Here is an 11,027-nt window from a genome sequence, read left to right on the forward strand (position 1 = left end):
GCCATGAGCGATTCGCGCTTCCATCGGCTGACCGTGGCCGACGTGATTGCCGAAAGCGACGACGCGTGCTCGTTCGTGTTCGACGTGCCGGCCGCGTTGCGCGACGCCTTCGCGTACCGGCCCGGCCAGTTCCTGACGCTGAACGTGCCGTGCGCGGACGCGACCGTCGCGCGCTGTTATTCGCTGTCGAGTGCGCCCGGCATCGACGCCGCGCCGAAGATCACCGTCAAGCGCGTGCGCGACGGCCGCGCGTCGAACTGGCTGTGCGACCGCGTGAAGGCGGGCGATGCGCTCGACGTGCTGCCGCCGGCCGGCGTGTTCACGCCGCGCACGCTCGATGGCGACCTGCTGCTGTTCGCGGGCGGCAGCGGCATCACGCCGGTGCTGTCGATCCTGAAATCGGCGCTCGTGCACGGACGCGGGATGCTGACGCTGATCTACGCAAACCGCGACGAACGCTCGGTGATTTTCCGTGCCGAATTGCAGCAGCTCGCGCAGCGCCATCCGGGCCGCGTGCGCGTGATTCATTGGCTCGACAGCGTGCAGGGCATTCCGCAGCAGCGCCATCTCGAGGAACTCGCGCGGCCGTTCAGCCGGCAGGAGACGTTCATCTGCGGGCCCGCGCTGTTCATGGAGAACGCGCTGGCCGCGATGCTCGGCCTCGGGTTGCCGCGCTCGCGGGTCCATGTCGAGCGTTTTGCCTCGCTGCCCGATGCGCCGGCGCAGGCGCAGGCGGATACGACGGCGTCAAGCGTCGCGGCGGCGGCCTCGGCATCCGGCGATGGCGCGTCGATCGAGACGGTGCTGGACGGCGATGCGTTCGCGTTCGACAGCGCCCCCGGCGAAACGCTGCTCGACGCGATGCTGCGCGCGGGGGTGCCGGCGCCGAATTCCTGCCGGATGGGGCAATGTGGTGCGTGCATGTGCCGGATCGAGCGCGGCGAGGTCGCGCTCGACAGCAACCACGTGCTCGATGACGACGAGATCGCGGCCGGCTGGACGCTCGCCTGTTGCGCACGGCCCGCGAGCGACGCGCTGCGCGTGGTGTTTCCCGACTGAGCCGTCGCGCGCCGGCGGCGCGCACGGCCACCCTGATCTATGACGATGGACAACGAAATCCTGACCACGCCCGCGCTGATCGCCCGGGCAGCCGCGCGCCACGGCGCGCATCCGGCGATCGAGTCGGAGCATGGCCGGCTGACCTACGCGGAACTCGACGCGGCGCGCGTCGACGCGGCCCGCGCGCTGCTCGCGAGCGGTATCGAGACAGGCGACCGCGTCGCGGTGTGGGCGCCGAACCTGCCGCAATGGATCGTCGCGGCGCTGGCGATCCACACCGTCGGCGCGATCCTCGTGCCGGTCAATACGCGGATGAAGGGGATGGAGGTGGGCGGCATCCTGCACGACGGCGGCGCGCGGCTGCTGTTCTGCTGCGGCGCCTTCCTCGGCGAATCGTATCCGGCGATGCTCGCGCCGCACCGGCCCGCGACGCTCGAGCGCGTCGTCGTGTTCGACGGCGAGCCGCCACCCGGTGCGCGCGACGAGACCTGGGACGCGTTCCTCGCGCGCGGCGCCGAGGTGCCGCTGGCCGCGGTGCGCGAACGCGAGGCGCAGGTCACGCCGGACACCGTGATGGACCTGATGTTCACATCCGGCACGACGGGCCGTCCGAAGGGCGTGATGACCGCGCACGGCCAGAACCTGCGCGCCGCGCAGGCATGGGCGGCGATCGCCGGCGTGCGCGCCGACGACCGCTACCTGATCGTCAATCCGTTCTTCCACACGTTCGGCTACAAGGCCGGCTGGCTCGCCGCGCTGTCGAGCGGCGCGACCGTGCTGCCGCATCTCGTGTTCCAGCCGGCCGACGTGCTGCGGCGCGTCGCCGACGATCGCGTCTCGGTGCTGCCGGGCCCGCCGACGCTGTACCACGCGCTGCTCGATGCACCCGATCGCGCGACGCGCGACCTGTCGTCGCTGCGGATCGCGGTGACGGGCGCGGCGGCGATCGCGCCGAGCCTGATCGAGCGGATGCGTACGGAGCTCGGCTTCGAGACGGTGCTGACCGGCTACGGGCTGACCGAATCGTGCGGCTTCGCGACGCTGTGCCGCCAGGGCGACGATGCGCAAACCGTTGCCTTTACGTCGGGGCGCCCGATGCCGGAGGTCGAATTGCGCATCGCGGGTGAAGGCGGTGAGCCGCTCGGGCCGGACGAGACCGGCGAGATCTGGGTGCGCGGCTACAACGTGATGCGCGGCTACTTCAACCAGCCGGACGCGACGCGCGAGACCGTCGATGCGGACGGCTGGCTGCATACGGGCGATCTCGGCTGCGTCGATGCGAACGGCAACCTGAAGATCACCGATCGCATCAAGGACATGTTCATCGTCGGCGGCTTCAACTGCTATCCGGCCGAGATCGAGCGGCTGCTCGCCGCGCATCCGGCGATTGCGCAGGTCGCGCTGGTCGGCGTGCCCGATACGCGGCTCGGCGAAGTCGGGCATGCGTATGTCGTGCTGCGGCCGGGCGCGCATGCCGACGCCGACGAACTGAACGACTGGGCGCGCCGCAACATGGCGAACTACAAGGTGCCGCGGCATTTCACGTTCGTCGAGCAACTGCCGACGAGCGCGGCCGGCAAGGTGCTGAAGTACCGCCTGCGGGCGGGGACCGACGCGGCGGCCTGAGTGCCGATGCATCACACGAACGGGATGAACGCATGAACGACAACGGATTTCCGCAGGGCGCGGTGCTGGTGTTCGGCGGCAGTGGCGGGATCGGGCAGGGTGTCGCGCTCGAGTTCGCGCGTGCCGGCGTGCCGGTCGCGGTGGGTTATCGGAGCAAGGCCGACGTGGCCGAGCGCGTCGCGCGCGATATTCGCGGCGAAGGTGTCGCGGCCACCACGCACTGCGTGGACGTGACCGATCCAGCCCAGGTCGAGGCCGCGCTCGCGGCCGCGATCGGCGCGCATGGCCGCGTGCACACGGTCGTCTGGGCGGCCGGGCCGTTCGTGAACCAGCGCCATATCGGCGACATGATGCACGACGACTGGCGCCGCGCGATCGACGTCGAGACGGTCGGCTTCTTCGTGGCGGCGAAGGCGGCGTTGCCGCACTTCCGTGCGTCGGGCGGCGGATCGTTCGTGACGCTCGGCTCGGCCGGGCATCTGCGCTGGCCGGATCGCGACGGGCTGTCGGTCGCGCCGAAGGCGGCGAACGAGGCGCTGGTGAAAGGGCTGGCGCGCGAGGAAGGGCGTTACGACATTCGCGCGAATTCGATCCTGGTCGGCGTGATCGAGGCCGGGATGTTTCCGGTGCTGCTCGAACAGGGGCAGTTCGACCAGGCGTGGATCGACGAGACGCGGAAGATGCTCGCGCTCAAGCGCTGGGGGAAGGCGCATGACGTCGGGCGGGCGGCGGTGTTCCTGGCGTCGGACCGGGCCAATTACATTACCGGGCAGCAGTTGAATGTGTCTGGGGGGTATGGGTTGTAGCACGGCCGACCGAACGCGAAGGGCTGACCGCTCGTTGCGAGCGGCCTTTGCATTTCCGATTCGCGTGACGGCCCTGCTACCGATGCTCGATGTGTTGCACGTTCGCAAGCACTTCCGGCGAACGCTTTGCCGGGGTTTCCGGCCGGACTGAGGGAACGCTCACAGCATTGCACCCGCTTCGCTCATCGCTGTTTCCCATGACCTTGTCGCGAAGCCGGATGTAAGGCTGCTCGACGAACTTGTATGTCAGATGTGCGAATGCGAAATAGAAGCCGGCGAGGGTGACATACAGGATGAGTGTCGTGCGATGACTTTCGATTGACCATCCGTATTTTGCAAACATGCCGAGCACCAGTGTCAGCATGCAGATGTGTCCCAGGTAGAGGGAATACGAAATCCGACTGGTCCAGTCGATGAAACGATCGAGCAGACGACTGCCCGACGTGCGAATGGTCATCGCTGCGGGAAGCAACGCGGCGATGACGACGGACAGCATCGGGTATGTCATGGTGCGGACGATGGCGTTGGTGACGAGATAAGGCGCACCGCATGCGAAGTAGAGCGTCAGGGCGGCAAAAATCGGCAACGCAAATTTCCAGAGCGATGCAAGACGCGCAAACTGTTTCGGTCGTTCGATGCGGATATATGCAACGATTACCCCAATGAACAGGGAATCCAGCCGGCACAAGACGATGGATCGAACATGACGATCGACATCCGATAGCGACTGGGCATGCCAACCAAAAACGATCCGTGCGACAAGCGGGCCAACGATGAACACGGCGCACGTTGCGAGCATCGCACGTCCGTTCGACTTCAGCATCCCTGCGGCGGCGAGAAATACGCACGGGAGCAACAGGTAGAACCATTCCTCGACGGCCAGGCTCCACGAGTGCTCGAAGAATGGTCCTATCGGCCACGCCAGATTCTGGAGAAAGAGGAAGAACGGCCAGGCGACGTCGAGCGATGCGGGGCCGTGGTAGTCGAAGCGTAGATAGACGAGCAGGAAGAAGGCATAGAGCGGGAGGGTGCGTGCCCAGCGGCGCTTCCAGAAATCAAGAACATCGCCCGGGGCCTTGAGCTTGCCCGCTTTCCGGGACCGGATCAGTACGCTTCCGATCAGGAACCCGCTCAGAACGTAAAAGATCTCTACGCCGATCGTCCCCTGTGCCGAGAAGTACCATCGCAGCCACGCAGGCGGCGCCCCGTGCGCCACGGTATGGCTGGCGAGAACGAGGAGAACCGCGAGCGCACGCAGTATATCCAGTCCGAATACGCGCGGACTATTGGGGGGCGGAGCGGACTTCGTCATCGATAACGTGGGTGGGTTGGACGCCGAAGTGTAAATCAACCTGGCGGTCAGAAACGCTGGGTCCCCAGTAGGAACTGCGATGCCATGACGATGCGGGTTCGCACCCGGATCGAACGCATCGCTGCATCCGGAAAGCGTTGCCGGATTTGCACGCCAGGCGGTAGCAATGTCCGATTGCGGTCGCCATGCCGCGATTCCGGCCGACCGGTTCGGACTGTCGAATTCAGGGAGCGGGAATGCGCGAGTGGTGAATCGTTCCGATGGGTGCGACTGAATTGAACGGCCGCACCCGCGTCGCCGATCAGAGTTTGCGCATCACGCAACCGATATGGTCAGCGCGATCAGGGGAGAGCGTTTCGATCGTCGCCAGGCCCTCGATTTCGCGGCAGATACTGAACGTCTCGTTTCGATTCGAGATCAGGAAATCGCGCCCGTCGACGTGGAAGTTCCATTGGTGGAAGCCTTCCCAGTTCTCGTTCAGCGCCTCGTTCGCTGCATGCTCGGTCGCAATGAAGCCACCGGGTTTCGTCACGGCGACCATTTGCCGAAACGCTTCGACCGGATTGTAGCTGTGGTCGAGCGTGTTTTTCGCATAGGTCAGGTCGAACGTGTTTGCCGGAAACATCGTAGTCAGGCATTCGCTTTCGCACTGCCGGGTTTTGATGAGGGGAAGCCCTGAGGGAAAATCCAGGCGGCTGTACAGATCGCCCAGCGCATCGACGGCGGTGATGTCCAGCGGCATGCCGTTCATCTTCTTGCCCAGCACCGTCATCGGGCCGGCACCCACGTCGAGGATCTTCGGATTCCGAATGCCGTTCAGCAGTTCGGTCATCCACGGATGTATTTCGGTGTCGGGGTCGATGCGGAACTGAAAATCTTCCGGCCACGGACCGCCCTTCGTATCCAACCACTTCGACCAGAATTCGATTTCGTTATCGATTCCGCTAGACCACTGCAGTTTTTGCATTGTGTCCGTCCAGAGGGTATGGACGGATGATTCTATCATCCGCTGGAAGGCTGTCATCGGTCGACGAAACTTCGGGCGATGCGGGAATCGGTGCGGCGTAGTGACCGGGTGCGGCTCACACGACCCGTTCGCGCAGCATGCGTGAACCGGCATCCGTATTCCCCCTGACCTGCCGGGCACGCTTGCGTATCGGCCTCGCCCACGCCCTGTGCGAGGTCACACCTTTGCAACGTTTCTTCGATGCATGCGGCCACGTCCGATCGACGGTAACGGAGACGGACGTGCGCTGACGGCCGTCCGGCCTTGTTCGGCGTGCATCGCGATATCGATGCGTGCGCACACAATCGCGCGCTGCGGCGTCGCGTGCCGAATATCGATACGTTCCTGAAACGTTTCTCCCGATTTCGCCCAGCACGACGGCGAGCGTTTGGCTGCGACGCTTGCTGCGCGTCGATTTGCGCCGCATGGCACGCGCTTTGCGGTTGACCCGGTGCCGTCAGTGCAGACGAATCTCGCCAGAACGATCAGGGCATCGGCGGCATGTAACGACATCGAAACAAAGGGGAATCGGATCGGGTCGCGGACGCCGCGCATGTCGTATCGGTCATGCGCCCAGCGTACCGCGTTCCCGATCCGTCGAACAGCAAGCGTGCTTGCAAGGTGTCGTGCCGGGGTTCGCGTCACGCGTGGCGGCGTAGGTCGCACGCGTTGGCGAGGCGCGCCCGGCACATGTCGGGGGAGGCGCCCGTGAAAACGACGGTGAAACAATGGGCAGCGGTCGCGGTGACGTGTGCCGCGAGCATGCATGTCCTCGCGCAGGAGATCTACCTGCAAGGCGGCACGCAGGGCGTCGGCATCGGCGCGGCGGTGAGCTTCAATTCGGTGCTGGGCGCGCATGCGGACTTCAATGCGATCGATCTTTCGCATGACTTCACGGTGGCCGGCAATCGCTATCAGGACGACCTGAAGCTGCGCCAGGGCGGCCTGTACGCGGACATCTTTCCATGGCGCGGCAGCGGCTTCCGGGCGACGCTCGGCCTGCGCTTCAACGACGACGAGCTCCGTGGCGTATCGGTGCCGACCAATGGCACCTATGTGTTCGGCGGCAAGCGCTATCCGGCGATGCCGGGGATGTTCGCGGTGGCGGAAGCGCGCTATCCGACCGTGATGCCGTACTTCGGGATCGGCTACGGGCACCGGCCTTCGTCGAAGGGGCTGGGCTTCGTTGCCGACCTCGGCGTGGCGTACGGGATACCGAAATGTTCGTACACGCTGTCGCCGGAACTGGCGGCCGCGGCCGGGCCGGCGAAGAGCCAGCTCCTGGCCTCGAGCGGGCTGGATTCGCTGCGGCAGGTGATGTCGCGCTACCGGTGGTACCCGGTGTTGCAGATCGGGATCTCGTATCGGTTCTGAGTGGGTGAGACGTCGTTGCGTGTGCCGGTGCGGGCAATGCCGGCATCGCCGATACGGGCGTGGCGACGAGGGTTGGCAAGACTGCCGTCTGACGACCGACGCGAGTACGGCGCGCGGAGGCGGTGCATGCAGCCGCGTCGCTGCAGCGTGTGCGTGCGCCTCCACAAGACGCGGTGAATAGCCGATCGGCCGTCTTTCCCGCCGTTCCGTTCCGGCTTACCTTGCTGACAGCAATTCGACCCGTCGGGCGAGCGGCGCATGCCGAGAGGATTCATGCGGCCCGTTGCCGTTCGCCGACGCCAATCACCGTCCTCTTTCCGTCAATGGCGATGATAGCAATGATTGCAATTCGCCCTCGTGTCGCTATCATTGATATCAAACCCGGATGGAGGAACTCATGGCAAATCTACTGGTGCGTAACGTGGATGACAGTATCGTTCAGAGCCTGCGGGAGCAGGCTGCGGCAAATGGCAGGAGTGCCGAGGCCGAACATCGGGCCATTCTGTCCGATGCGCTCGGCCGGCCGAAGCGAAAGACATTTGCGCAAGTGCTGATGAGCATGCCCGATGTTGGCGACGACGCGGATTTTCAACGTGTTCAGGATTCCTGCGAGGCCAGGCGTGTATTTGATTGACACGAATATCATCAGCGAAATCAGGAAGGGCAAGCGAACCAACCGAGGCGTGCGGGCGTTCTTCAGGCAGGCCGCGGCGGACTCAAGCCCGCTTTATCTTTCCGTCGTAACGGTTGCTGAACTTCGCCGCGGCGTCGATCTGATTCGTCATCGCGGCGATCATCCTCAAGCATCGGCGCTCGAGGCCTGGATGGCGACCATCCTGTCCGGCTATGCGCCGAACATCCTGCCGGTCGACATCGAGATCAGCCAGATGTGGGGGCATTTGCGCGTGCCCGATCCGACGCACGAACTCGACAAGCTGATCGCGGCCACCGCGCTGATCAACGATCTCACGGTGGTCACGCGCAACGTCGCGGATTTCGCCCGCACCGGTGTCCGGCTGCTGAACCCGTTCGACTGACCCGGATTGCCGCGCCGCGGCAATCCGCACCCGCTCCGCGTCTCCTGCCGCATGCATCGCCCGTCCCACCGGGCTTGCCCGCACACCTGCGCCGTGCCAGTTCCCCGCCGCCTCTCGTCCCAACAGACGATGTAACACCACCCCCGAGCGGCCAGAATCCTTTCACGAACAACGGATTCTGAACCAGGAGGAGGCCGACATGATCGATGTCCGTGCGCTTGGCTATGTCGTCGTCGAGGCGACGCGCGTCGATGCGTGGCGCCGCTACGCGGAAGACGTGCTGGGCATGCAGGCGCTCGACGCGCCCGACGGCGCGCTGTACCTGAAGATGGACGAGCGCGATTTCCGCTACGTGATCGTTCCCGGCTCGACCGACCGCTATTTCGCGTCGGGCTGGGAGCTGCCCGACGGCGCCGCGTTCGACACCGCGCTGGCGGCACTGCAGCGGGCGGGCGTCGAGCCGGTGCGCGCCACCCGCGACGAAGCCGCGCTGCGCCGCGTGCAGGCGATGGCGTGGTGCACCGACCCGTCCGGCAACCGCCACGAGCTGTACTGGGGCGCGCGCTGCGACTTCCGCCGCTTCGTGTCGCCGCTGGGCGTCGCGCACTTCGTCACCGGCGACATGGGGCTCGGCCACGCGGTGCTGCCCGCGCCGCAGTTCGACGCGACCGACGCATTCGTGCGCGGCGTGCTCGGCTTCGAGCTGTCCGACATCTACCGCGTGAAGTTCACGCCCGATCCGGCGGAACCCGAGAAGCGCATCCACTTCATGCACTGCCGCAACGCGCGCCATCACAGCCTCGCGCTGTTCGAGATGGCCGTGCCGTCGGGCTGCGTGCACGTGATGGCGGAAGTCGACTCGATGGACGAAGTGGGCCGCGCGCTCGATCGCGTGGCCGCGCACGACGTGAAGATGTCCGCGACGCTGGGCCGTCACTGCAACGACCAGATGATCTCTTTCTACATGAAGACCCCCGGCGGCTTCGATCTCGAATACGGCTTCGGCGGCCTCACGGTCGACTGGTCGAAGCACGCGGTGTTCGAGGCCACGAAGGTGAGCCAGTGGGGCCACGATTTCAGCATCGGATACCGGTAAGCCAGCACGATGACGATGAAACCTCTCGACAAGACGATGTCCGCGCGCGACGTGGTCGCGCAACTCGCCGACGGCATGACGATCGGCATCGGCGGATGGGGGCCGCGGCGCAAGCCGATGGCGCTGGTGCGCGAAATCGCGCGCTCGAACCTGAAGGACCTGACGATCGTCGCGTACGGCGGCGCCGATGTCGGCCTGCTGTGCGCGGCCGGCAAGGTGCGCAAGGTGGTGTTCGGCTTCGTGTCGCTCGACGTGATTCCGCTCGAACCGCATTTCCGCCGGGCTCGCGAGCAGGGCCGCATCGACGTGCTCGAACTCGACGAAGGGATGCTGCAGCTCGGCCTGCGCGCGGCCGCCGCGCGCCTGCCGTTCCTGCCGACCCGCGCCGGGCTCGGCACCGCGCTGCTCGATCACGCACCGCAACTGCGCACCGTGCAATCGCCGTACGACGACGGCGAGACGCTGCTCGCGATGCCCGCGATCGAACTCGACGTCGCGCTGCTGCACGTGAACGCGGCCGACCGGATGGGCAACACGCGCATCGACGGCCCCGATCCGTTCTTCGATGCATGGATGGCGCGGGCCGCACAGCGCTGCTACGTGTCGGCGGAAACGGTCGATGCATCGCTCGCGAGCGAGGACCTCGATGCCGCCAAACGCAATCCGTTCGAGCGCTCGCTCGTCACCGGCGTCGTGCATGCGCCGGGCGGCGCCCACCCGACGTCGTGCGGGCAGGCCTACGGCTGGGACCTGCCGCACCTGCGTGCGTACTGCGCGAGTGCGGAAGACGACGCGAAAACGACGGCGTACCTGCGCGACGTGGTCGGCCAGGACGAACGCCGGTACCTCGAAGGCGTCGGCGGCCTGTCGCACGTGACGACGCTGCCGTTGCCGATTCTGTAAAGGAGCGCCTGTGAGCGAATCTCTCGACCATTCCCTCGCGGAACTGATGATCGTCGCGTCCGCGCGACTCTGGCGCGACGACGGCGAAGTGCTGGCGACCGGCATCGGCACGGGCCCGCGGCTCGCGGCCGGCCTCGCGCGGCTCGCGTACAACAACGGGCTGATGCTGACCGACGGCGAAGCGTATCTCGTCGAGGAGCCGGTGCCGCTTGGGCCCCGGCCCGACGGCTATCGCGTGAAGGCGAGCGGCTGGATGACCTACGAGCGCGTGTTCGACTGCCTGTGGCACGGCCGCCGCCATGCACTCGTGATGCCGACGCAGATCGACCGCTTCGGCCAGGCCAACATCTCGTGGCTCGGCGACGACTACGCGCGCCCGAAAACCCAGCTGCTCGGTGCGCGCGGCTTCCCCGGCAACGCGACGAACCACGCGAACTCGTTCTTCGTCAGCGGCCACGGCAAGCGCACGTTCGTCGAAAGCGAAGTCGACATGGTGTGCACGGTCGGCTACAACCCGGCGCGCCGGCTGCCCGGGATGAAGACCTTCGTCGACCTGCGCAGCATCGTCACCGACCTGTGCGTGATGGATTTCGGCGGGCCGGACCATGCGATCCGCGTGCGTTCGCTGCATCCGGGCGTGAGCTTCGACGAGGTGCAGGACGCGACGGGCTTCCCGCTGATCGCCGCACCCGACCTCGGCACGACGGCCCCGCCGAACGCGGAAGACCTCCGCATCGTGCGGGCGCTCGATCCGCACAACCTGCGCGCGACGATCGTGCGCAACAATCCGGCGCCGCGCCGGGGATGA

General features: G+C 66.2%; 12 protein-coding genes. 9 read left to right on the forward strand and 3 right to left on the reverse strand.

Annotated features, from left to right (window positions below):
• Window positions 1–3: 3 nt before the first annotated feature.
• The 3 genes from G3N96_RS05260 to G3N96_RS05270 are packed head-to-tail and all read left to right on the forward strand — an operon-like array spanning window position 4 to window position 3,491.
• Entirely contained in the window at window positions 4–1,059 is a 1,056-nt protein-coding gene (locus tag G3N96_RS05260) for a ferredoxin--NADP reductase (RefSeq protein WP_206136524.1), read from the forward strand.
• Window positions 1,060–1,098: 39 nt separating this feature from the next.
• Window positions 1,099–2,685, forward strand: coding sequence for a FadD3 family acyl-CoA ligase (locus tag G3N96_RS05265; RefSeq protein ID WP_277399429.1), 1,587 nt, complete (start codon window positions 1,099–1,101; stop codon window positions 2,683–2,685).
• Between the two features lie 32 nt (window positions 2,686–2,717).
• On the forward strand, window positions 2,718–3,491 hold the full coding sequence (locus G3N96_RS05270; RefSeq protein WP_206136526.1) for an SDR family oxidoreductase: 774 nt from the start codon (window positions 2,718–2,720) through the stop codon (window positions 3,489–3,491).
• Window positions 3,492–3,567: 76 nt separating this feature from the next.
• On the opposite strand, the gene G3N96_RS05275 is transcribed toward G3N96_RS05270, so the two are convergent.
• The 3 genes from G3N96_RS05275 to G3N96_RS05285 all read right to left on the reverse strand — a co-directional run bounded on the left by G3N96_RS05275 (window position 3,568) and on the right by G3N96_RS05285 (window position 6,364).
• Entirely contained in the window at window positions 3,568–4,803 is a 1,236-nt protein-coding gene (locus G3N96_RS05275) for an acyltransferase (protein WP_206136527.1), read from the reverse strand.
• Between the two features lie 301 nt (window positions 4,804–5,104).
• Complete coding sequence (locus G3N96_RS05280) at window positions 5,105–5,770, reverse strand: methyltransferase domain-containing protein (RefSeq protein ID WP_206136528.1); 666 nt, start codon at window positions 5,768–5,770, stop codon at window positions 5,105–5,107.
• 216 nt (window positions 5,771–5,986) lie between these two features.
• Window positions 5,987–6,364 carry a hypothetical protein gene (locus G3N96_RS05285; RefSeq protein ID WP_206136529.1) on the reverse strand — a complete coding sequence of 126 codons (378 nt, stop codon included), beginning with the start codon at window positions 6,362–6,364 and terminating at the stop codon, window positions 5,987–5,989.
• A 135-nt stretch (window positions 6,365–6,499) separates the two neighbouring features.
• Here G3N96_RS05285 and G3N96_RS05290 point away from each other — a divergent pair, with 135 nt between their 5' ends.
• From G3N96_RS05290 to G3N96_RS05315, 6 genes are all read left to right on the forward strand, one after another.
• Window positions 6,500–7,183, forward strand: a complete 684-nt coding sequence (locus G3N96_RS05290) for a hypothetical protein (RefSeq protein WP_206136530.1) — start codon at window positions 6,500–6,502, stop codon at window positions 7,181–7,183.
• A 397-nt stretch (window positions 7,184–7,580) separates the two neighbouring features.
• The gene (locus tag G3N96_RS05295) at window positions 7,581–7,817 is read left to right on the forward strand and encodes a DNA-binding protein (RefSeq protein WP_206136531.1); all 237 of its coding nucleotides are present in this window, start codon (window positions 7,581–7,583) and stop codon (window positions 7,815–7,817) included.
• Window positions 7,750–8,220, forward strand: coding sequence for a type II toxin-antitoxin system VapC family toxin (locus tag G3N96_RS05300; RefSeq protein ID WP_185634120.1), 471 nt, complete (start codon window positions 7,750–7,752; stop codon window positions 8,218–8,220). Before G3N96_RS05295 ends, G3N96_RS05300 begins: the two co-directional genes overlap by 68 nt.
• Window positions 8,221–8,419: 199 nt before the next feature.
• Complete coding sequence (locus tag G3N96_RS05305; RefSeq protein ID WP_206136532.1) at window positions 8,420–9,316, forward strand: VOC family protein; 897 nt, start codon at window positions 8,420–8,422, stop codon at window positions 9,314–9,316.
• 9 nt (window positions 9,317–9,325) lie between these two features.
• Window positions 9,326–10,219 carry a CoA transferase subunit A gene (locus tag G3N96_RS05310; protein WP_206136533.1) on the forward strand — a complete coding sequence of 298 codons (894 nt, stop codon included), beginning with the start codon at window positions 9,326–9,328 and terminating at the stop codon, window positions 10,217–10,219.
• Between the two features lie 10 nt (window positions 10,220–10,229).
• Complete coding sequence (locus G3N96_RS05315; protein ID WP_206136534.1) at window positions 10,230–11,027, forward strand: ketoacid CoA transferase; 798 nt, start codon at window positions 10,230–10,232, stop codon at window positions 11,025–11,027.

This window comes from Burkholderia sp. Se-20373 (genome assembly GCF_017104705.1).
Taxonomy (GTDB): Bacteria; Pseudomonadota; Gammaproteobacteria; order Burkholderiales; family Burkholderiaceae; genus Burkholderia.